The organism is Ruegeria sp. G5, assembly GCF_056533365.1.
Genome location: NZ_JBQFOK010000008.1, coordinates 171,676 through 192,498 on the forward strand (window position 1 = coordinate 171,676; position 20,823 = coordinate 192,498).

The window sequence follows — 20,823 nt, forward strand, 5'->3', positions numbered from 1 at the left end:
AGGTGTATTTGACATTAATCGGTACAGTGCTGATTGCGGCGGCCGTTGGATCGCTGTCCGAGAAGTCGGGGTTCACGCGCAACGGATATCTTCAATCCATCATTATATGTATTGGCGGTGCGTTTCTTTTCTATTTCGCACAGATCATGTTGCGCAGGATGTTCGGATTTGGCTTTGCCTTCGGGTCGCCGGGGTTGAACGCCATTGTCTCTTCGATCGGAGCGCTTATCATCGTTCCAACCCATTGGAGAAAATAGCGTGCCGGTTATTGCCCTCATTATCATCGGAGCCGCAGCGGGATTTCTGGCCACCCGCTTGATGCGGATTGAGGCGGATATCCCAACCACGATGCTCATCGGGATTGTCGGCGCTTTGGTGGGCGGGTTCCTGTTGCGCGCGCTGATTGCCGTATCCGGCTGGCTGTCTGGCTTTGTCGGCGCCGTTCTTGGCGCCTTGCTGGTGATCTGGGTTTGGAAAACGTATCTGCGTCGTTAGTTCGCCGTTTTCCCGTACTTTTAACTGGCATCTGGTTAGCGTGCGTCACATGTTTCCGCTGACCCAAGCTGCGGTGTTTGGCCCGTTGCCGTCCCGTAAAGCACGGCTTCAGTTGTATTCATCCAGTGCATGCCGTCGGCTGGCGCTGCTTCAAGCGTAAACCAGTAGAAGTCCTCATCTACGCCGATGTCAGTGTAGTAATCCAGATAGCGTTTATGTTCCGGATCGTCCTTAGGCAGCTCGCTGCCTTCGATGTTGAAGCCGCCCCAACTGTGAACGCCGACGCAGGCCCCCGGTTCAAGCGTACGCTGACGTCCAGCCAGAAACAGATCGGTACCGCCCGAGGCAACCAGTCCATCCGAGGGTACAAGCGTGTTGAACCCCCGCTCCCGGACGACCCGTGAAAAGATGACATTCGCTTCGTCGTCAACCGAGCCCTCGATATGCTGCAGAACCAGGGTTTTGGCATCAGGATTTTGCGCCGACGCTTGTAGAAATGCGTCCAGAGTTGTGTGGTCGATTGCGCCTGTCGCAATGATCCTGTCGCCTTGGGACACAAAGCTGACAGGGGTGTATTGCGGGGCGCAGGCGGTCAGCAGTGCAAAGCCTGCGGCGTAAAACTTCCATTTCATGCGAACATGGCCCCTTTTCTAACGGCGTGGCGGGCGGCTTTTATAGACGGGCAGCCTGAGGCCAAACAGCAACGAGCCTGCCCGTAACACCCAACAAATCAAAGCGCATGCTCCTAGCACGGCCAGGTCATCAAAACCGGCCCGATTGGCCATCACCGCCGTGATTGCCCCTGCAAACGCGCATGAGACATAGAGTTCGCCTTGTTTGAGGACCAAAGGAACTTCGTTGCAAACAACATCGCGCATCAGTCCACCCAGACATCCGGTGGCAATACCCATCAAAACAACAACGATCCCGGATTGGTTCAATGACAAAGCCGCGGCCGATCCCGCAGCCACAGCGATAGACAAAGCGAAACTGTCCAGCCAGATCAGCCAATTGTAGCGGCTTTCCACGAGATGCGCGGTAAAGAACACCAGCACCGCTGCGCCCGTCGCAATAAGGATGTAGTCAGGCTGCCCAACCCAGAAAACAGGGTGCCGATCCAACAGCAAGTCGCGAACGGTTCCACCACCTACAGCGGTCAGACAGGCGATAAATGCAAATCCGACAAGATCAAGCTGCGCTCGGCTGGCCACAAGTGCACCTGTCAGCGCAAAGACCAGAACCGAAGCGTAATCAAGCAGGGCAAGCCAGCTCACGCCTGAGCCTTTTTGGGCTTGAAGGGCGCCATGCCGGCACGGGCCAGTTCATCGGCTTTCTCGTTTTCCGGATGGCCCGCGTGACCCTTGACCCATTCCCATGTGACATCATGGCGGGTCTGCGCCTCATCCAGCCGCTGCCACAGATCGACATTCTTGACGGGCTTCTTGTTCGAGGTTTTCCAACCGTTCCGTTTCCACCCAAAGATCCAGCCTGTGACGCCGTTTTTTACATAGGCGCTGTCTGTAACCACGGTGATTTTCGAGGCGCGGTCCAGTGTCTCAAGGGCACTTATGGCAGCCAAAAGCTCCATCCGGTTGTTGGTTGTTTCGGCCTCTCCACCGTTTAACTCACGCTCTTTCAGAACGGTGTCCCCGTCCATTGCGCGCAGCAGAACGCCCCAGCCGCCGGGGCCGGGATTGCCGGAGCACGCACCGTCGGTATATGCAAAGAGCTCAGGCATGCGCGAGTACCAGAATAAACCCGTCATAGGATCCGGCCAAACCTGTGCCCATGCCGGTCGTGATCTGGTCGATGGTGAAACCTGTCAGCGACAGCGCCTCTTCGATCTCGGTCTGGGAAAAATAGGTATAATAGCGGTCCAGATCGTCACGGTGTTCACCCGTGCCAAGCTTTAACCCAAGAAACAGGATCCCTTTTGGTTTCAGTGACTTGTGTATGGCGGCCAAATGAACAGGGAATTTCTCGCGCGGGGCGTGCAACAAGGAAAAGCTTGCGTATACGCCATCGTATTCGTCGACTTCGGTCAGGTCGTCAAAGGTGCTCAGATGCGCATCCACGCCATTTTCGCGGGCATGTTCGACGAAAGCTGGCGTGGCGTCCACAGCACGGACATTAAGCCCCTGACGCAGGAAAAAGCTGCTGTCTGCCCCGGGCCCTGCGCCAAGGTCCAGCACATACCCGCCAACCCCAACGGCTTCGGCAAAGGCCATGCGGGCTTCGATCTGTTCGGCGGGCAGAGGGACGCTCAGGTATTCGGCGACTCGTGTGGTATAGGCGTTGATCGTTCTTTGATCGCTCACAAAAACACTCCGACGGCAAGACAGGCCAAAACAACAGCGGTCAAAAGCATACGCAGACGCATCCACCAAACCGGTGTCAGTCGCCAATAAGAGAACACGGCATCCAACAAAAGCAACCCGGCAAACCCCCACATGAGGTTCGTGCCAGCCGCCACAGGCCCGCCGCCCGTTTGAAAGAACGCCCAAAGGGCTGGCAGCACGGACAGCGTGTAGCAGGTTGCGGCCCTTGCCCCCGATGTTTTGGTGGCAAACCCCCACAGCACGCCTGACATGAAACTCAGGATTACAGAGCCATAGAACAGTTGAATGTAGGGCCCTACGAAGCGAGACCCCAAAGCCTCACGGCCCCAATCGTTCAAATCGCCGTTCAGATAGGTCAGCGCCCCCCAAATGAATGGGATCAGTCCGGCCAAGCCCAGAAATAGCGGGGCCTTTGGAATACCGTTCATACTGGTTCCCGCAAGACACGTGGAACTTTGAATTCGACGTGTTCGACGGCTGTCTCGACCAGTTCAACGGTGACGTCGTAATGGTCGCGAAAGGCCTCGATGACCTCGTTAACCAATACCTCGGGGGCAGATGCACCTGCCGTAATCGCGACAGACGAAATGCCTTTTAAAGCACGCCAATCGATCTCGGTCGCGCGCTGTACAAGCTGCGCGTAGTTGCACCCTGCGCGCGCGGCAACCTCGACCAGTCGGCGCGAGTTTGACGAGTTCGGCGCGCCCACCACCAAAAGGGCGTCGGATTTGGGCGCAACGGCTTTGACGGCCTCTTGCCTGTTGGTGGTCGCATAGCAGATGTCTTCTTTATGCGGCCCAACGATCGCAGGAAACCGTGCCTCAAGCGCTGCTATGATGTCCTTGGTGTCATCGACCGACAAGGTCGTCTGGGTCACGAAAGCCAGCTTGTCAGGGTTGCGCACCTGTACGTTGGCAACGTCTTCGACGGTCTCAACCAGTAGGACCTCACCTTCGGGCAATTGACCCATCGTGCCCACGGTCTCGGGGTGACCTTTGTGGCCAATCATGATCATCTGCAAGCCTGCATCCGCGTGGCGTTGCGCCTCGACATGCACTTTGGACACAAGGGGGCAAGTCGCGTCCACGTAGATCATCTGGCGCTGCTCTGCCGTGGCGGGCACGGATTTTGGGACCCCATGCGCCGAGAAGATGACCGGACGGTCGTCTGGGCATTCCGTCAACTCTTCGACGAAGACAGCACCTTTTTCCCGCAGCCCGTCGACGACAAACTTGTTGTGCACGATCTCGTGGCGCACATATACCGGTGCGCCCCATTTCTGCAGCGCCATCTCGACGATCTTGATCGCGCGATCCACGCCGGCACAAAACCCGCGCGGGGCGGCAAGATACAGGGTCAGGGGTGGCTTATTCATGTCGCGTTCTCCTTAAGGCCACAGGTAAGTCTTTTCCTGGCCTTGGTCCAGACAGGACTGCGTCACTGAACTGACATGAATCAGTGCTAGCAAACAGATGTTTGAGCACCTGTTCCTAGTTAAAGAAGCGCGGTCAGGGTGTTTATCCTGACCGCGCCGATTTCCATTCCGGTTTTGAGTGACCGGAAATTATTGCCCACCAGCCGCAACGCTGCGCGGCTCCATGGGTACATCACGCGGAGGGCGGCCGATCACGTCGCGCAGGTCCTCAAGCTCGATGAAGTTGTCGGCCTGACGGCGCAGCTCGTCCGAAATCATCGGCGGCTGGCTGCGGATGGTAGAGACCACCGAGACGCGAACACCCTGACGCTGCAGGCTGGCTATCAGCGGGCGGAAATCCCCATCGCCCGAAAACAGCACGATATGATCCACGCGCGGTGCCAGTTCCATGGCATCGACGGTCAGTTCGATATCCATATTTCCTTTGACTTTCCGACGCCCCATGCTGTCAGTGTATTCCTTGGCCGGTTTGGTGACCATGGTGAAGCCGTTGTAATGCAGCCAGTCTACCAAGGGTCTGATCGGCGAATACTCGTCGTTTTCCAATAGCGCTGTGTAGTAGAAAGCACGAAGCATTTTACCGCGGCGCATGAATTCCTGGCGCAGCAGTTTGTAGTCGATGTCAAATCCCAGTGCTTTTGCGGCTGCGTAAAGATTCGAGCCGTCGATGAACAGCGCTAGCCGTTCGTCTTTATAAAACATAAATAGGTCCTTCCGGTATCAACCAGAGCGCCGGGTGTTACGTGAGTGAGTCCAGGAAATTGGCGACGCGCTGATCAGCCTATAATTAGGGCATTTAATGTGTATCGCAAGTATGCAATTCACCGAATATAGGGAGTAGAATGCGCAAATTTACGTCAGAAGTAGTGATCGCACTGGGGGCGAATCTCAATTTGAGTGGTTGGGGGCCCAAGGTGACACTTGAAAAGGCAATTGACGCAATTTCGCGTCAGGGTGTGATGATTCGCGCCGTCAGCCGCTTTTTTGAAACCCCTTGTTTCCCTGCTGGGGCGGGTCCGGATTACGTCAATGCTGCGGCTAGTATCCAGACCGACCTGGAACCTTTGGAGTTGCTGAACTTGTTGCATCAGGTCGAGCACGAGTTCGGGCGCGAAAGGGTGCAACGTTGGGGGATGCGTACTTTGGACCTGGATCTGGTCTGTTTTGGGGATCTGATCTTACCCGATCGGGCGGAATATGACCGCTGGCTTTCATTGTCTGCAGACGAGCAGAGGCAGTCGGCGCCCGAGCAATTGATCCTGCCTCATCCCCGGCTGCAGGATCGTGCATTTGTGCTGGTCCCGATGGCAGATGTTGCTCCTGAATGGCGGCACCCGGTATCGGGTCGAACCGTTCGCGAAATGCTGATGGACCTGCCGGCCGAAGATATCGCGGCCGTCACCCCTTTGTGATTGGTGCGATTGCAGCATTTCCTGCTTGTCAAGGCGGGGATTCGCCCTTAGATAAACCTCTTCCTGACATGGATTCAGTAACGGAGAGCGCCCCATGGCCCGCGTGACGGTTGAAGATTGCGTAGACAAGGTTCCAAACCGGTTCGAATTGGTAATGCTTGCCGCCCATCGTGCGCGCGAGATTTCCGCCGGAGGCCAGATCACCGTCGATCGTGACAACGACAAAAACCCGGTCGTGTCTCTGCGTGAGATTGCCGATGAAACCCAAAGCGCCGACGAGCTGCGCGAGCGTCTGATCGAAGCCAACCAGACCCAGATTGAGATCGACGAGCCAGAAGAAGATCAGATGGCACTGTTGATGGGTGCGGAATCGGACAAGCCTGCAGATGACGATATGTCCGAAGAAAAGCTGCTGCGCGCTCTGATGGAGGCTCAAGGCCAGGGGTAAACCCCTCGAACGAAGGTGCGGACCGGATGATTTCTGCTGACGATCTGATTGCGCTGGTCCGCAACTACAACCCAAAGACAAATGCCGACCGCATCGCCCGGGCTTATGAATTCGGGCAGCAGATGCATGAAGGCCAGTTTCGCCACTCGGGCGAACCCTACTTTACCCACCCTGTTGCCGTAGCCGCTATCCTGACCGAACAGCGTCTGGATGACGCTACGATCATTACCGCCCTGTTGCATGACACGATCGAGGACACCAAGGCCAACTACGGCAAGGTGTCCGAGTTGTTCGGGGATGAAGTTGCCAAGCTGGTCGATGGCGTCACCAAGCTGACCAACCTTCAGCTGTCCAGTCGTGAAACCAAGCAAGCTGAGAATTTCCGCAAGCTGTTCATGGCGATGTCCAAGGACCTTCGGGTTATTCTGGTCAAGCTGGCCGACCGTTTGCACAATATGCGTACCATCAAGGCGATGCGTCCTGAAAAGCAGGTCGTCAAGGCGCGCGAGACGATGGATATCTACGCGCCGCTTGCGGGTCGTATGGGGATGCAATGGATGCGCGAGGAATTGGAAGACCTTGCCTTCCGCGTGCTGAACCCCGAAGGTCGCCAGTCGATCATTCGCCGTTTTATCACTTTGCAACGTGAAACCGGGGACGTGATCCATCGGATCACTGGCGATATGCGGCATGAGCTGGAAAAGGCCGGTATCGAGGCAGAGGTATTCGGTCGCGCCAAGAAACCCTATTCGATCTGGCGCAAGATGCAGGAAAAGGATCAGGGCTTTTCCCGTTTGTCCGACATCTATGGCTTTCGTATCATCACTCAGACCGAAGAAGACTGTTATCGGACGTTGGGCGCGATCCACCAACGCTGGCGCGCGGTTCCTGGTCGGTTCAAAGATTACATCAGTCAGCCAAAATCCAACGGATATCGTTCGATCCATACAACTGTGTCTGGCCGCGACGGCAAACGGGTCGAAGTGCAGATCCGCACGCGACAGATGCACGACGTGGCCGAAACCGGTGTGGCGGCGCACTGGTCCTATCGCGATGGGGTGCGATCTGAAAACCCGTTTGCCGTTGACCCGGCCAAGTGGATTTCCAACCTGACCGAACAATTCGACAGCGAAGATGACCACGAAGACTTCCTCGAGGCGGTCAAGCTTGAGATGTATTCGGACCAGGTGTTTTGCTTCACACCAAAGGGTGATGTGGTCAAGCTACCGCGCGGTGCGACCCCGATTGATTTTGCCTACGCAATCCACACGCGTATCGGGCACGCTTGTGTCGGCGCCAAAGTGGACGGTATACGGGTTCCGCTTTGGACGCGGATCAAGAACGGGCAATCCGTTGATGTCATCACTGCGGATGGCCAGACACCGCAGGTCACATGGCTTGAAATCGCGGTCACCGGTAAGGCGCGCACAGCCATTCGTCGTGCGCTGCGCGAAGTAGACCGGGAACGGTTCATCAAACTCGGCAAGGAACTGGCGCGATCGGGTTTTGAACATGTCGGCCGCAAGGCAACCGAAAAAGCGTTGGATACGGCTGCGAAACACTTGCGCCTCAAAGATCGCCACGAACTGCTTGCGCGGTTGGGTAGTGCCGAGTTGACGGCTCATGATGTGGTCAGCGCTGTTTATCCTGAACTGACGCAGGATGAGGGCGACGCCATTCCGCTGCGCCGCGCGGTGATCGGCCTTGAGCCCGGTCAGAAGTTTGACCGCGCGCCTTGCTGTCAGCCTCTGCCGGGTGAGCGGATCGTTGGAATTACGTATCGCGGCAAGGGCGTTGTCGTGCATGCCATCGACTGTGATCGACTGTCCGAATTCGAAGGAGAGCCCGATCGGTGGGTCGACCTGCACTGGCATTCGGGGACGCACCCCGCCGTTTACGGCGCAACGATCGATGTGACGATTGGGAATGATGCCGGTGTATTGGGACGCATCTGCACGTTGATCGGTGAGAAAAAGGCCAATATCTCGAACCTCGAATTCGTCGACCGCAAACCGGATTTTTACCGATTGCTGATCAATGTCGAACTGCGCGACCTGGAACAGCTTCACTCACTGATGCTGATGCTCGAAGCGGAAAGCGACGTCGCAGCGGTCGAACGGTTCAGAGACAGGACCAAGACCGCCGTGGCGGCTGGTTGAGAAGGGGTGATCAGGAGTGGTTTTCAAGCGCCGAGATCGACGCTCGCCTGTCCAGATCGCATCAGAATTCGTCTATCCGCGGGGTGGATGGACCCGGGCTTTTCACTACGTCAAACACCGTGTCCGCCGATTGCCGGACTCGCCTGAGCGGATCGCGCGGGGAATTGGTGCCGGCGTATTTGCAGCGTTCACGCCGTTTTACGGGTTCCACTTTTTCATAGCCGCCTTTCTGGCGCGCATGATCAACGGCAATATCCTTGCAGCCCTGAGCGGGACATTCTTTGGGAACCCACTGACCTACGTTCCCATCGGGGTTATCTGTCTGCAAACCGGTCATTTTCTGCTGGGCACCGAGTTTCGCGAAGGTGATACCCACGGCTTGATGGGTAAATTCGCTGATGCTCTGGGCGATCTGAAAGACAACTTTCTGGCCATGTTTACGGACCGGGTTGCCGATTGGTACGGTTTGCGGATTTTCTATGACGAGGTGTTCTTTCCTTATTTGATTGGTGGCATACTTCCCGGTTTGTTGGCCGGGGCTATTTGCCACTATCTCAGCTTGCCTTTGATCCGCACCTATCAGCAGCGTCGGCGCGCCAAGATCAAAGCGAAATTTGAGGAAATCAAACGTTTGGCCGAAAGCGAGGCTGACGTTCCCCTCACAAAACCACTAGTCTCGGGCCAGAATTCGGGAAAGGAATCAACCGATGTCTGAGAACCCTTTGCGATTGGGCGTAAATATTGACCACGTGGCCACCGTGCGGAATGCCCGCGGCGGTGCTTACCCAGACCCACTGCGCGCCGCAAAACTGGCGGAAGAGGCTGGTGCCGACGGTATCACAGCCCATCTGCGCGAGGACCGCCGTCATATTTCAGATGCCGATATCGACGGTCTGATGGAGGTCCTGTCCGTTCCTCTGAACTTTGAGATGGCCGCAACGCCCGAGATGCAGAAAATCGCCTTGCGGCATAAGCCTCACGCCGTTTGCATCGTCCCCGAAAAACGCGAAGAGCGTACCACCGAAGGCGGGCTGGAGGTCGCGCGTGAGGAAAACAAGCTGGCCCATTTCATTGCGCCTTTACGCGATGCGGGATGTCGGGTGTCCATCTTTATTGCTGCAGACCGCCGCCAGATCGAGGCCGCACATCGCATCGGCGCCGAGGTTATCGAATTGCACACAGGGGCCTATTGCGACGCCTTCGCCGAAGGGGACATGGATCATGCCAATCGCGAGCTTGAGGCGCTGCGTGAAATGTCCACTTTTGCTCACTCGCTGGGTCTTGAAGTTCATGCAGGCCACGGTCTGACTTACGACACCGTCCAGCCCGTCGCAGCTTTCCCTGAAGTCCGAGAGTTGAATATCGGGCACTTCCTGATTGGTGAGGCCATATTCCTGGGTCTGACCCCAGCAATAGCCGAGATGCGCCGCCTGATGGATGAGGCGCGGGTAATTGAGTGACCTAACAAGGATGGGACTATGAACTCGGATACCCTTTGGCGCTACAGCGTCTTACTCGTCCTGATCAGGTTTTTGTTGCCGATTGCCATTGTTATTCTGTGGCATTTGACCGGGATAAATCTTGCGAATGTGGGGATTCCATACATCTCAGCGATCATTGCCGCGATGGTAATGGGCCGAGTTTCGGCACGGTCCATGAGCCGAATGCCAAACCTCCGAGAGGTGCTGTTCTTTGCGCTTTCGGGTACCGTGATATTTGTTATCGTGAACGCTGCGGCCTACCTAATTTTAGCGGTAAGCAATATCGGGCCAGTTCATATGGCACTATTGATGTATTGGTACAGCGTTGACCAAATGGGTAGCGTCATGGCCTATGCCGCTGGTTTTGCTTTCTTTGCCAATAGCGCACTGTTCTGTTTGTCGACGAAAATGGAGCTTCGGGCGATGGTCAGGCAGCGGCTAAGAGACAACGCGACATGATCCTCGGCATCGGCACAGACCTCGCAAATATAGAACGTATTCAAGGTACACTCGACCGGTTTGGCGACCGGTTTCGGAACCGTGTTTTCACGGATATCGAACAGCGCAAGGCCGAACGGCGAGCCGATACCGCAGGTACCTATGCCAAGCGCTGGGCCGCGAAAGAGGCGTGTTCCAAGGCGCTGGGCACCGGTTTGCGCATGGGGATCGCGTGGAAGGATATGTCGGTGACCAACTTGAAAACGGGTCAGCCGATCATGCACGTAACCGGGTGGGCTGCCGAACGCCTCAGGGAAATGACACCAACCGGGCACGAAGCGGTCATCCATGTTACGCTGACAGACGATCACCCCTGGGCGCAGGCCTTCGTGGTGATCGAGGCGCGCCCGCTTCACGATGGTACGGCACAGCCTTGACTTGCCACCTTAGGCCCCGCATGTAGCACCCCAACAAACCAAAGACCGGAGAGCAGTATGGCCGAGGACGTCAAAACCGGAAATCCCGTGTGGGAGACGATCAAGACCATTGTTTATGCGTTGTTGATCGCGGGTGTGTTCCGCACGCTGTTCTTTCAGCCGTTTTGGATTCCGTCGGGATCGATGAAACAAACCCTGTTGATCGGTGACTTTCTGTTCGTCAACAAAATGGCCTATGGTTATTCCTACGCCTCTTGCCCCAGTGTGATCATTCCCAGTGTCGGCCTGAATATCGACGCCAAGGATGTTTGCGGTTGGCTTCCGGGCGGTGACAATTCGCGTCTTTGGGGCGGTGAGCCTGAACGCGGGGACGTCATCGTTTTCCGCCACCCAGTCACAGAACGCGATTTTATCAAACGTCTGATCGGTTTGCCGGGCGATCGCATTCAAATCCGGGCTGGTCAGATCATTTTGAACGGCGAGCCCATCCCTCAGCAACCGGACGGCGTATTTACCGAAACCGCGGCGCCACAGGGGCCGCAGGGTTTGCGCCCGCGCTGTGAAAACGGACCGGTCGGGTTTGGTGCCATTTGCGAGAAATCGCGCGTGATCGAGACGCTGCCAAATGGCGTTTCCTATGATGTGCTCAATATCGGTAATCAGGCTTCGGATAACACGGGTATCTACACGGTACCCGAAGGGCATTACTTCTTTATGGGCGATAACCGCGACAACTCCAGCGACAGTCGTCTGCCGCAATCCGCGGGTGGTGTAGGCTATGTGCCCTATGAGAACCTGATCGGGCGTGCAGATCGCATCATGTTCTCGTCTGCGGGCCGTTCGATGCTGTTCTTCTGGACATGGCGCAGTGATCGCTTTTTCAAGGCGGTCAATTGAAGCTATCAGCCGAGATAAAAGCGTTTCAAAACCGTTTGGGGTACGAGTTTGAGAACCCCGAATTGCTGTTGCGCGCTCTGACGCATGGGTCTGTTTCGTCCCCGACACGACCAGACAATCAGCGCCTCGAATTTCTGGGCGACCGCGTTCTGGGTCTTGTTATGGCAACCGCCTTGCTGGAAGCCGACAAAAAGGCGACCGAGGGCCAGCTTGCGCCCCGCTTCAACGCTCTGGTCCGAAAAGAGGCCTGTGCCGATGTGGCCCGACAGGTTGATCTGGGCGCGGTGTTAAAACTGGGGCGCTCAGAAATGCTGTCTGGTGGTCGCCGCAAGCAAGCCTTGCTGGGTGACGCAATGGAGGCTGTCATTGCCGCAATCTACCGCGATGCAGGCTTCGAGGCCGCCCGCGATGTGATCCTCGCTTTGTGGGGAGAGCGCATTCACAATGTCGAAGCAGATGCGCGCGACGCAAAAACGTCTTTGCAGGAATGGGCGCAGGCCCGTGGGCAAAAACCACCAGCTTACATTGAGGTAAAGCGCAGCGGGCCAGATCATGCACCGGTTTTCACCATCGCAGCGCGTCTGCAAAACGGAAAAGAGGCGCAAGCAACCGCCGGATCTAAGCGTCAAGCCGAACAAGCGGCGGCTAAGGCGTTGCTGGACGATCTAACGAAATAACCAGCGGATTTAAGTCGGATCCGACTTCATCTGGCCAGAAATATCCCGGGGGTGTGCCCGGATGAAATCCGGGCGAGGGGGCTGGCCCCCTTTCTGGTCGGATCGGCGCAGCTGATCCGAAACTCAGATGACGCGAATAAACCCTGTTAAGCCCGTTTTTTGGTGTTCGATCACGTGGCAATGGAACGCCCAATCACCCGGGTTGTCTGCAACAAGTGCAATCTCAACCACCTCGTCTTTCAGCAGCAACATCGTATCCGTCAGCAAAGGTGGCAGTGTGCGCAGATTAGATCGCAGCGGGGTAAACACCAAACCGTGCAGGTGGATTGGGTGCAGGTTCGGAGACTCGTTGCGTAAACGCAGAACATAGCTTTTGCCCATCTCCAACGTCGCCAATGGCCCGAGGTCAGAGGCTGCATCTCCGGGCCATGGCGTTCGGTTTATCGACCAGAAGTTGTACCCCAAAGAACCGCAGAATCCGTTGTCCGGAACACCGCCTTCAGGTGTCCAGCCGAATACGAACTCATGTAGCTCGGCATTTGACAGATCAGGTTTGGCCGTTGGGTTGGTGGCGAGTGGTTGCAACTCTCGCAAGTCACGTCTCTGGTTTTTACCTGTTGCTCGCAATTGGACCATGTCGCGATGTGGCTGACCGGGGAATTTGGCGATCACATCGACGGTTTCACCCTCACTGTCGGGCATGCGCAGGGCAAAATCCACGCGCTGACCTGGGCCGAGCAGTAAAGGATCCTCGGCGTTGGGCATCGGAACGCTGACCGCGACTGGATGGCCATCCCAGGCGATGATCTTCGCGTCCTTAGCCTTAAGGTGCAGTTTGTAGATCCGGGTGGTGTCGGTATTGACGACACGCAACCGAACCAATGAGCCCGCTGGAAGGTCATAGGTTGCAGCTGTCTGCCAGTTTGCCGTTTGAACGTTGCCGAAGGTTCCAGAGCGCGCGGCACCGCGAGCGGTGTAAGCGGGCAGAAAAGACCCGGCCTCATCCAGGCGAAAATCACGCAGATTGACCACCTGCTCACCGTCGAAACCTGGGTCTTCGGCCTCAGCGACAACCAGTACCCCTGTCAGCCCGTGCGCCATCTGGTCCATTGTCATGCAATGCGGATGATACCAGTAGGTGCCTGCGTCTGGCGGGGTGAACTCGTAATCAAACACCTCGTCTGGTCCGATCGGCATCTGCGTCAAATAGGGAACTCCGTCCATAGAATTGGGGATACGCAACCCATGCCAATGCATAGCTGTGTAGTCAGGCAGAGCGTTCCGCACAGGCAGACGCATGACTTCACCCTGTTTGCCATACAAAACCGGAGGCGGCGCGTTTGGTGATAAACTGACCATCCCGTTGGTGATCTGTTCGCGCAAGGCGTAGCTTGCCGCTTGGATGGTCAACTCCTGAGGGCGCGCCGATAGGCCAACTGCACCTGCGCCCAGTACTCCGGTGGCAGCAGCGCTGCCTAAAATAAACTCTCGACGGTTCATTCTATGTCTTTCGTGAATGGTGGTGTGGCCGGGCTCGGTTCGGCTGGGCACGTTATTTGTCTTTTGCACTCTCGCTGCATGGCGGCAATGCGACAAATCTCTCTGGCCCGCGCAATGTTTCTGCTATAGGGGTGCGCACTTGCAAACAGGATCGCAGGACACATGACCACACGCGCCGGATTTATCGCTCTGATCGGAGAGCCCAACGCAGGCAAATCCACCCTTCTGAACCGCATGGTCGGGGCTAAGGTCTCGATCGTGACGCACAAGGTGCAGACAACCCGCGCGCGCATTCGCGGTGTGGCGATGGAAGGTGACGCGCAGTTGGTGTTTGTAGACACGCCTGGCCTGTTCAAGCCGCGCCGACGCCTGGACCGCGCTATGGTCGCAGCCGCGTGGGGTGGGGCGGCGGATGCGGATATCGTCGTTCTTATGGTCGAGGCCCACCGGGGTATCACCGAAGGCGTAGAACGCATTCTGGAAGGTCTTGAAGAGATTGGGCAGGGTCGCAAGGTGGCGCTGGCCATCAACAAGATTGACAAAGTACCTTCCGAAAAACTGCTGGCGCTGACCAGCGATTTGAACACGCGTTACCCTTTCACTGAGACTTTCATGATCTCCGCCGAGAAAGGCCACGGGGTTGACGACCTGAGACAATGGTTGGCATCCGAGCTGCCCGAAGGTCCATGGCTTTATCCAGAAGACCAGATTGCGGACCTTCCCCTGCGGATGATCGCCGCAGAAATGACGCGAGAGAAACTGACCCTGCGGCTGCATCAGGAATTGCCTTACCAGTTGACGGTTGAGACCGAGAACTGGGAGGAACGCAAAGACGGATCGGCCAAGATTGATCAGGTCATCTATGTCATGCGAGATGGTCACAAGGGCATTGTTCTGGGTAAACGCGGGGAAACGATTAAAGCCGTGAGCCAAGCCGCCCGGGCCGAATTGGAAGAGTTCCTCGACCGTAAGATTCACCTGTTTCTGCAGGTCAAAGTTCGCCCCAACTGGCTTGAGGAATCCGAGCGTTATTCGGAAATGGGGCTAGACTTCAAAGACGGCAACGCATGACGCGGGCCGAGAATTTTCGTCGAAAATTCTTACGCCCAATGGACAGGGCGATTCAATGACACGTCTGACGGCGGAATTTTGGGTGCATGCCTATCTGGCTCGGCTGCGGTTTCAGGAGATTCCGGCCTTTGTTGTGGCGCATGGGGATGACACGGCCGGTGCGGTGTTGGTCAAGCTGAACACTCTGGATGGTCAGGCGGTCGCCTATCAACGCAGCTTTGATCTGATGAGTGGCGAAAGGAAATGGGTCGAACTTTCAAGCGGTCCTGAGGCCGATGTGGACGCCACCATTTCGAAACAACGCAGCTTTGATCCTGACCTTTGGGTGATTGAGGTCGAAGACCGGCAGGGACGCCACCTTTTGGATGAGGAAGGGTTGGAATAACTCCGAACCTATGTGCATTGGCTTTCGGTGGGACGTGGTTGCACGTCCGGATTTGCGGCCTGGGCAAACTTGCCATGGCAAAGTCATCCTGTTTGTACCTTGCACGTGCAGTAGTCATAAGATTTCCTAGAAACCACTTTAGTGGCACAATGGAGCCAAACTTGGACTGGCGCGATCACGGCATACTTTTGACCACTCGCAAACACGGCGAGACAGCGGCGATCATCGAGGTCTTTACCGAAGGTCACGGACGCCACGCCGGTGTCGTGCGCGGTGGGACCAGCCGTAAAGTTGCGCCGATTTTGCAGCCGGGTGCGCAACTGGACGTGTTGTGGCGTGCGCGGCTTGAGGAACATATCGGAGCGTTTCAGGTTGAGCCCCTGCGATCGCGGGCAGCGGCCGCCTTTTCAGGGAGGCTGGCATTGGCAGGCTTGAATGCGGTTGTTTCGTTGCTGTCCTTTTGCTTGCCCGAACGGGAACCACATCCGGCGATCTATAAGCAGACCGAGCAGTTGATGGACCTGCTCGGGCAGGATGAGGTCTGGCCGCTGGCGTATCTCCGTTGGGAATTGGCGCTGCTTGAGGAGTTGGGGTTCGGGCTTGATCTTTCAGCCTGTGCGGTAACGGGCGCAACTGTCGGGCTCGTTTATGTCTCACCTAAAACGGGCCGGGCGGTCAGCGCCCAGGGTGCGGGTGAATGGGCGGATAAGCTATTGCCACTGCCCCCATGTTTGCGCGGCGAAGGGCACGCGCCGGACACTGAAATCGCCGATGCATTGCGGACGACCGGGTATTTTCTGGAGCACAGGGTCGCGCCATCCTTAGGCCATCACCCGCTACCTGAAGCGCGGTCGCGATTTGTCGAGCGGTTTACTCGACGGCTTTGAAAACCATTTCGTGCCCGTCTTCGTTGCGCAAGATCAGCACGTCGCCGGATACTTCGGATTGGGTCATCGCCATCAGCGCTGCAAAGTAGAAACCCTCTGCTTCCAACCCTGCACAAGCAGCACGGGTTGCCGTCAGGTCGGCGATCTCGAACCATGGGTAAGGTGCGTTCAAAGAACCGCTGTAGCTGTTACAAGGTGCGTTGCCAGCGATCTTGCCGTCTTCCGGGAAACGCAAGAGGGCGCTGGCTTCAAAGCGTTGACCGTCGATTTCCTGCAGTGACCATTCCTGATCAGCGGCACCATAGGCGGCGACCGTTTCGTCCTTTTGGCATTGGAACAATGCCAGCAACGGAAGGGTCAGGAAAAGCCGTGTCATGCAAGAAACCTATGCGACTTGGTGCGAAGAAATAGTTTCAGTCAGTTGCTCAGAAGCGCGTCGCGCACTTCGGCGCGGGGACGCCAGTTGTACCTTGTATCTTCACGCGTCGGTGCCCATACCAACGCGCCACTGTTCCGCCAGGGGTCAAGGATAATCCCATCATACATAGAGTCACCTTTGGCGCTAATGAGCGCTGAATGGTGGATGATCCGGAATTCGCTCGGCGGGGATGTGGCCCAATGCAGATCGAGTGTCCGAAAATTCTCCTGCCGCAGGCGGGCAGTCATGGCCTCGGCCCAGTCATTGCATAAGCCTTTTTCGCGGAACCCGTTGATAACCTTAGCATTATGGATAATTGCTGGATCTGAGACTTTCCATTCAACAGCAAGGTTCTGAGAATGCGTGAAGGCAATTTGCGCAGCATGTTGTGCTTCGGCAGGGTCAACATTTGGTCCCAATGAACGAATGGCGACAGCCAGTTCATCAATTTCCGCTTGGCTTGCAGTCGGCGGGGGAGTGGAACAGCCGCCCAGCACGAACGTCAGGGTTATGGCGATAAGAGCAAGGAGGGGTTTGATCATGGTAAGCTTTCACGCGTTAAGACTGCGCGGGTGATGTATCGGTAATCATTTAATGAGGATAGGGGGAAGTTTAGACACAAGCGATTCATGGCTTGTGAAGAAAACGTTAGCTGTGACACAGAAAGCAACTGAACCCGAACTGCACAGAAATCTGGCCATCGCAAAAAAGAACCGGCGCGAGCGCCGGTTCAAGTTTGGGAAACAGGGGTGCCGATTTGTGTCAGCCCAATAGGCGTCGGGCAATGACTTGTGCCTGAATCTCGGCAGCCCCTTCGAAAATATTGAGAATACGCGCATCGCAAAGGACGCGGCTGATTTTGTACTCCAACGCGAAACCGTTACCGCCGTGAATCTGCAGTCCATTGTCTGCGGCGGCCCAGGCAACGCGTGCGCCGAGCAGTTTCGCCATCCCGGCTTCCAGATCGCAACGCTGACCATGATCTTTTTCCCAGGCCGAGAAATAGGTCAGTTGCCGAGCGATCATGATTTCGACGGCCATCATTGCCAATTTGCCGGATACCCGAGGGAAATTGATCAGAGACTTGCCAAACTGTTTGCGGTCTTGCGCATATTGCATCGCAATATCCAGCGCACTTTGCGCCACGCCGATGGCGCGTGCTGCGGTCTGGATGCGGGCCGATTCAAAGGTCTCCATCAGTTGCTTAAAGCCTTTGCCTTCCTCCCCGCCCAGAAGGTTCTCGCCTTTGACTTTGAAGCCATCAAAGCCCAGCTCGTACTCTTTCATGCCGCGGTAGCCCAGCACCTCGATCTCTCCACCTGTCATGCCGGGGGTCGGAAAGGGGTCATCGTCAGTTCCGGGCGTTTTTTCGGCCAGGAACATGGACAGACCACGGTGATCAGTGGTGTCCGGATTTGTACGGGCCAACAGGGTCATTACGTGGGTACGTGCAGCGTGGGTAATCCACGTTTTGTTGCCGGTGACCTGATAATCACCGTTTTCATCCTTGACTGCGCGCGTCCGCAGGCTGCCAAGGTCCGAGCCCGTGTTGGGTTCGGTAAAGACGGCCGTCGGAAGAATTTCTGCGCTGGCAATTTTGGGCAGCCATTGCGCTTTTTGGTCTTCGGTGCCGCCTGCGATGATCAGTTCGGCGGCGATCTCGGACCTGGTCCCCAAAGAGCCCACTCCGATATAGCCGCGCGACAGTTCTTCGGACACGACACACATGGAGGCCTTGGACAGACCAAACCCACCGAATTCTTCGGGGATCGTGAGGCCAAATACACCCATTTCCGCGAGCTCTTCGATGATTTCGATCGGGATCAACTCGTCTTTCAGGTGCCATTCATGCGCGTGCGGCTCTACCTTTTCCTGTGCGTAACGGCGGAACTGGTCGCGGATCATCTCCAGCTCCTCGTCCAGCCCCGATGCGCCGAACATGGTTGCGCCGGCCTGATCCTCCATCAATGAGACCAAGCGCGTACGGGCCGCTTGGGAATTGGCGCCGGCCATCAGCGCTTGTACTTCTGCACTTTGGAACCCGGACAATGCGTCCCATCCCAGCCCCATGTCCTGCAGGCGAATAACCTCGCCCTGATTCATCGGGATGCCGCCTGCGACCTGGTGCAAGTACTCGCCAAATGCTATTTGGTGCAGCAATTGTTCGATTTCACCGAATTTACCATCCGCTTCCAGCGCTTCGGCCCAGCGTTGCATCTGCTGCAGCGACTGGTTGTAGGTTGCCAACCAGGCCAAGCCGTGCGCGGCGGTTTGATGAGCTTCCATCAAAGCACTGGAAACCCGGCCATCCGCTGTGACCATATCGCGGACCGATTCCCGCGCGCGCTCAAACACGGCCTCGACGGCGGGCACGGCGGCGCGTGTCATCGTCAAAAGGTCGGGCAAAACCGCTGATGCTGTCATCTGTGTCATATCCTGTCCGTCATGGGCCATGAATCACGTCCTTTTCTGGGTCGTCTGGTCATACCATGCTGCACATGCAGCGCAACAAAAATACGTATTATCATTCAAAAAAGTTCGAAAATTTCTTGATCAATTTTGCAGTGCAGAGAACGACCAGAGTGGTATGACGTGTTCATGACTGTGTTTTCGTTCCTTTCCCTGCAAGATGTTTTTCTTGCGCTGGGCGTGGCTTTTGCCGCGGGTTGGGTCAAGGGAATGGTTGGGTTTGCGATGCCCATGGTGATGGTCTCGGGGCTGAGTATGTTTCTGCCGCCTGAGCTCGCTATTGCAGGTTTGATCCTGCCAACGTTGGCAACCAACGGTGTCCAAGCTTTACGCGAAGGCTTCGCCGCTGCGGTCGACGCGGCTAAACAGTTTCGAGTGTTCCTGATCGTTGGTTTTGTCTTTCTGATTTTAGGCGCACAGCTGGTCAGCCTTGTTCCGGCTAAGACATTCCTGCTGTTGATAGGTGTCCCCGTCACGGTGTTTGCCCTCATCCAGGTGTTGGGGCTGCAACTCACGCTAAAGCATCCGTCTATGCAGATTGAGGCGTTGATCGGCTCGATCGCCGGGTTCGTTGGCGGCATGTCTGGAATATGGGGGCCGCCAACTGTTTCTTACCTGACGGCCTTGAACACGCCAAAAGATGTTCAGATGCGTGTCCAGGGGGTGATTTACGGCTTGGGCGCTGTTGCCTTGGTTCTGGCCCATACAGGGTCCGGAGTTCTCAACACAAAGACAGCACCGTTTTCTGCCCTTATGATTTTTCCGGCAATGATCGGGATGTGGGTTGGGCTGCGGATGCAGTCAGGCATTGATCAAGCCCGTTTTCGAAAGTTCACACTTTTGGTGCTTTTGATTGCAGGCGGTAACCTGTTGCGGCGCGGCTTGTTTGGCTAACCCCGGCGTTCGAGAAACCGAAACGCGAAATAAAGGCCCAGCATCAGGAAAAACAGGCCGGAAATATCTCCGATCAAAAAGGCGATATATTCGACACGCGCGCTGCCAAAGGCCAGATTGGTCAGCCCAGAGACAAGGAATGACGTAATAATGCCCACGCCCATTATGCAAATCCAACATGGTCGTCGGTCAGCGCGTGGAAACAGATCCCATCCTGCCCATTTCAGGGCGTAGAACACGGCTGGTACCGTCGTTACTGCAATGGCGATTGCCATAAGTCGGCTGGGTAGAAACACATCCGAGCCACCCAAGACGGCAAACACAATAAAGACACCGGGCAATAGGGCAAAAATCGCGCGCCATCCCAAAAGCCACGCGGATAGAACGCGAACGCCATGCGGCAGAAACAGCAAGCTGGCCCGGCTTGGGTATTCGGGAAAGAACACGTTTTGAAGCGGCATCAGAATCTCGAAAGTGAGGAATGACGCCACTACGTAGGCCAATGAGGCATAAAAAGTGTCAGAAGCCCAACCGCGCACGATGCTTAGCCGTCAATGCGCGGCGTAAGCGCATTACTTGGGGGCATGAACGATGTACCGACCCCGGTTGGCGCTACCGCTTTGAGAAAGGTAACCCTTTTGTACCAAAGACTTCAGGGCGCGGAAAAATGTCGGACGCGAAACGCTTTGTACCAGGGTGTGCTCGATCAGGCCAAAGGTGCGAACTTCCTGATCTGATTTGGACAATTCCTCGGCGGCGTAATAAATGTCGCGCTCAACCGGAGAGAGTTGTTCCAGTCCCAGCGTGCGCTCCATGCTCTGCATGAGTTTACGCAGTTCAGTCAGTTTCGAGATTTCCGTCATATCGTTACCTGTTGTCTCTTGTGCCAATCGCCAACTATGTCTGACGATTCAAGACTGGCCGGTTTGTGAGTTTTCCGGCATGTCTCATATTGACACTCATCCCCTTTAGAATACACTA

Annotated in this window: 28 protein-coding genes; 15 read left to right on the forward strand and 13 right to left on the reverse strand. The window is 56.2% G+C overall.

Annotation, left to right across the window (positions count from 1 at the left end; genetic code table 11):
• The first annotated feature begins 2 nt into the window (after positions 1-2).
• Positions 3-257, forward strand: coding sequence for a hypothetical protein (locus ACR0BD_RS14890; protein ID WP_480698594.1), 255 nt, complete (start codon positions 3-5; stop codon positions 255-257).
• A gap of 1 nt (position 258) precedes the next feature.
• The gene (locus tag ACR0BD_RS14895) at positions 259-495 is read left to right on the forward strand and encodes a GlsB/YeaQ/YmgE family stress response membrane protein (RefSeq protein ID WP_480831601.1); all 237 of its coding nucleotides are present in this window, start codon (positions 259-261) and stop codon (positions 493-495) included.
• A 35-nt stretch (positions 496-530) separates the two neighbouring features.
• Here ACR0BD_RS14895 and ACR0BD_RS14900 read toward each other — a convergent pair whose 3' ends face one another.
• From ACR0BD_RS14900 to ACR0BD_RS14930, 7 genes are all read right to left on the reverse strand, one after another.
• The gene (locus tag ACR0BD_RS14900) at positions 531-1,127 is read right to left on the reverse strand and encodes a COG3904 family protein (protein ID WP_480831603.1); all 597 of its coding nucleotides are present in this window, start codon (positions 1,125-1,127) and stop codon (positions 531-533) included.
• Positions 1,128-1,145: 18 nt separating this feature from the next.
• A complete protein-coding gene (locus ACR0BD_RS14905; RefSeq protein WP_480698588.1) occupies positions 1,146-1,769 on the reverse strand; it encodes a trimeric intracellular cation channel family protein in 624 nt (207 codons plus the stop codon).
• Complete coding sequence (gene rnhA / locus ACR0BD_RS14910) at positions 1,766-2,233, reverse strand: ribonuclease HI (RefSeq protein WP_480698586.1); 468 nt, start codon at positions 2,231-2,233, stop codon at positions 1,766-1,768. Before rnhA ends, ACR0BD_RS14905 begins: the two co-directional genes overlap by 4 nt.
• Entirely contained in the window at positions 2,226-2,813 is a 588-nt protein-coding gene (locus tag ACR0BD_RS14915; protein ID WP_480831605.1) for a class I SAM-dependent methyltransferase, read from the reverse strand. The genes rnhA and ACR0BD_RS14915 overlap by 8 nt, the downstream gene beginning before the upstream one ends.
• Positions 2,810-3,262, reverse strand: a complete 453-nt coding sequence (locus tag ACR0BD_RS14920; RefSeq protein ID WP_480698582.1) for a DUF3429 domain-containing protein — start codon at positions 3,260-3,262, stop codon at positions 2,810-2,812. Before ACR0BD_RS14920 ends, ACR0BD_RS14915 begins: the two co-directional genes overlap by 4 nt.
• On the reverse strand, positions 3,259-4,209 hold the full coding sequence (gene ispH, locus ACR0BD_RS14925; protein WP_480831607.1) for a 4-hydroxy-3-methylbut-2-enyl diphosphate reductase: 951 nt from the start codon (positions 4,207-4,209) through the stop codon (positions 3,259-3,261). Before ispH ends, ACR0BD_RS14920 begins: the two co-directional genes overlap by 4 nt.
• A 189-nt stretch (positions 4,210-4,398) precedes the next feature.
• A complete protein-coding gene (locus ACR0BD_RS14930) occupies positions 4,399-4,971 on the reverse strand; it encodes a LabA-like NYN domain-containing protein (protein ID WP_480698578.1) in 573 nt (190 codons plus the stop codon).
• Between the two features lie 140 nt (positions 4,972-5,111).
• On the opposite strand from ACR0BD_RS14930, the gene folK reads away from it, so the two are divergent.
• The 9 genes from folK (at position 5,112) to rnc (ending at position 12,218) form a co-directional block, all read left to right on the forward strand.
• Positions 5,112-5,681, forward strand: a complete 570-nt coding sequence (gene folK, locus ACR0BD_RS14935; RefSeq protein ID WP_480831609.1) for a 2-amino-4-hydroxy-6-hydroxymethyldihydropteridine diphosphokinase — start codon at positions 5,112-5,114, stop codon at positions 5,679-5,681.
• Positions 5,682-5,775: 94 nt separating this feature from the next.
• A complete protein-coding gene (gene rpoZ, locus ACR0BD_RS14940) occupies positions 5,776-6,129 on the forward strand; it encodes a DNA-directed RNA polymerase subunit omega (RefSeq protein ID WP_480831611.1) in 354 nt (117 codons plus the stop codon).
• A gap of 26 nt (positions 6,130-6,155) precedes the next feature.
• Complete coding sequence (locus tag ACR0BD_RS14945; protein ID WP_480698573.1) at positions 6,156-8,288, forward strand: RelA/SpoT family protein; 2,133 nt, start codon at positions 6,156-6,158, stop codon at positions 8,286-8,288.
• Between the two features lie 16 nt (positions 8,289-8,304).
• A complete protein-coding gene (locus ACR0BD_RS14950) occupies positions 8,305-9,003 on the forward strand; it encodes a DUF2062 domain-containing protein (protein ID WP_480698571.1) in 699 nt (232 codons plus the stop codon).
• A complete protein-coding gene (locus ACR0BD_RS14955; protein ID WP_480831614.1) occupies positions 8,996-9,748 on the forward strand; it encodes a pyridoxine 5'-phosphate synthase in 753 nt (250 codons plus the stop codon). The genes ACR0BD_RS14950 and ACR0BD_RS14955 overlap by 8 nt, the downstream gene beginning before the upstream one ends.
• Before the next feature lie 18 nt (positions 9,749-9,766).
• Positions 9,767-10,228, forward strand: a complete 462-nt coding sequence (locus ACR0BD_RS14960) for an ABZJ_00895 family protein (protein ID WP_480831616.1) — start codon at positions 9,767-9,769, stop codon at positions 10,226-10,228.
• Positions 10,225-10,644: a holo-ACP synthase gene (gene acpS, locus ACR0BD_RS14965; RefSeq protein WP_480831618.1), complete on the forward strand. Its 420-nt coding sequence runs from the start codon at positions 10,225-10,227 to the stop codon at positions 10,642-10,644. Before ACR0BD_RS14960 ends, acpS begins: the two co-directional genes overlap by 4 nt.
• Before the next feature lie 57 nt (positions 10,645-10,701).
• Positions 10,702-11,541, forward strand: coding sequence for a signal peptidase I (gene lepB, locus ACR0BD_RS14970; RefSeq protein WP_480698563.1), 840 nt, complete (start codon positions 10,702-10,704; stop codon positions 11,539-11,541).
• Positions 11,538-12,218, forward strand: a complete 681-nt coding sequence (gene rnc / locus ACR0BD_RS14975; protein ID WP_480831621.1) for a ribonuclease III — start codon at positions 11,538-11,540, stop codon at positions 12,216-12,218. Before lepB ends, rnc begins: the two co-directional genes overlap by 4 nt.
• Before the next feature lie 123 nt (positions 12,219-12,341).
• Here the strand turns inward: rnc and ACR0BD_RS14980 are convergent, their stop codons facing one another.
• A complete protein-coding gene (locus ACR0BD_RS14980; protein WP_480831623.1) occupies positions 12,342-13,718 on the reverse strand; it encodes a multicopper oxidase family protein in 1,377 nt (458 codons plus the stop codon).
• Between the two features lie 162 nt (positions 13,719-13,880).
• Here ACR0BD_RS14980 and era point away from each other — a divergent pair, with 162 nt between their 5' ends.
• The 3 genes from era to recO all read left to right on the forward strand — a co-directional run bounded on the left by era (position 13,881) and on the right by recO (position 16,061).
• Positions 13,881-14,789, forward strand: a complete 909-nt coding sequence (gene era / locus ACR0BD_RS14985) for a GTPase Era (RefSeq protein ID WP_480831625.1) — start codon at positions 13,881-13,883, stop codon at positions 14,787-14,789.
• Between the two features lie 55 nt (positions 14,790-14,844).
• On the forward strand, positions 14,845-15,174 hold the full coding sequence (locus ACR0BD_RS14990; RefSeq protein WP_480831626.1) for a DUF1491 family protein: 330 nt from the start codon (positions 14,845-14,847) through the stop codon (positions 15,172-15,174).
• A gap of 161 nt (positions 15,175-15,335) precedes the next feature.
• Positions 15,336-16,061 (forward strand): DNA repair protein RecO, encoded by a 726-nt coding sequence (gene recO, locus ACR0BD_RS14995; protein ID WP_480831666.1) that lies wholly within the window; start codon positions 15,336-15,338, stop codon positions 16,059-16,061.
• Here recO and ACR0BD_RS15000 read toward each other — a convergent pair.
• From ACR0BD_RS15000 to ACR0BD_RS15010, 3 genes are all read right to left on the reverse strand, one after another.
• Positions 16,045-16,437, reverse strand: coding sequence for an META domain-containing protein (locus tag ACR0BD_RS15000; RefSeq protein ID WP_480831628.1), 393 nt, complete (start codon positions 16,435-16,437; stop codon positions 16,045-16,047). The two genes, recO and ACR0BD_RS15000, sit on opposite strands and share 17 nt — an antisense overlap.
• Before the next feature lie 41 nt (positions 16,438-16,478).
• Entirely contained in the window at positions 16,479-17,021 is a 543-nt protein-coding gene (locus ACR0BD_RS15005) for a hypothetical protein (RefSeq protein ID WP_480831630.1), read from the reverse strand.
• A 220-nt stretch (positions 17,022-17,241) separates the two neighbouring features.
• Positions 17,242-18,933 (reverse strand): acyl-CoA dehydrogenase family protein, encoded by a 1,692-nt coding sequence (locus ACR0BD_RS15010; protein ID WP_480831632.1) that lies wholly within the window; start codon positions 18,931-18,933, stop codon positions 17,242-17,244.
• Between the two features lie 144 nt (positions 18,934-19,077).
• Between ACR0BD_RS15010 and ACR0BD_RS15015 the strand changes: the two genes are divergently transcribed.
• Positions 19,078-19,842, forward strand: coding sequence for a sulfite exporter TauE/SafE family protein (locus tag ACR0BD_RS15015; protein WP_480831634.1), 765 nt, complete (start codon positions 19,078-19,080; stop codon positions 19,840-19,842).
• Here ACR0BD_RS15015 and ACR0BD_RS15020 read toward each other — a convergent pair.
• On the reverse strand, positions 19,839-20,303 hold the full coding sequence (locus tag ACR0BD_RS15020) for a hypothetical protein (RefSeq protein ID WP_480698543.1): 465 nt from the start codon (positions 20,301-20,303) through the stop codon (positions 19,839-19,841). The two genes, ACR0BD_RS15015 and ACR0BD_RS15020, sit on opposite strands and share 4 nt — an antisense overlap.
• A 111-nt stretch (positions 20,304-20,414) precedes the next feature.
• Complete coding sequence (locus ACR0BD_RS15025) at positions 20,415-20,732, reverse strand: hypothetical protein (RefSeq protein WP_480831636.1); 318 nt, start codon at positions 20,730-20,732, stop codon at positions 20,415-20,417.
• Positions 20,733-20,823 lie beyond the last annotated feature (91 nt).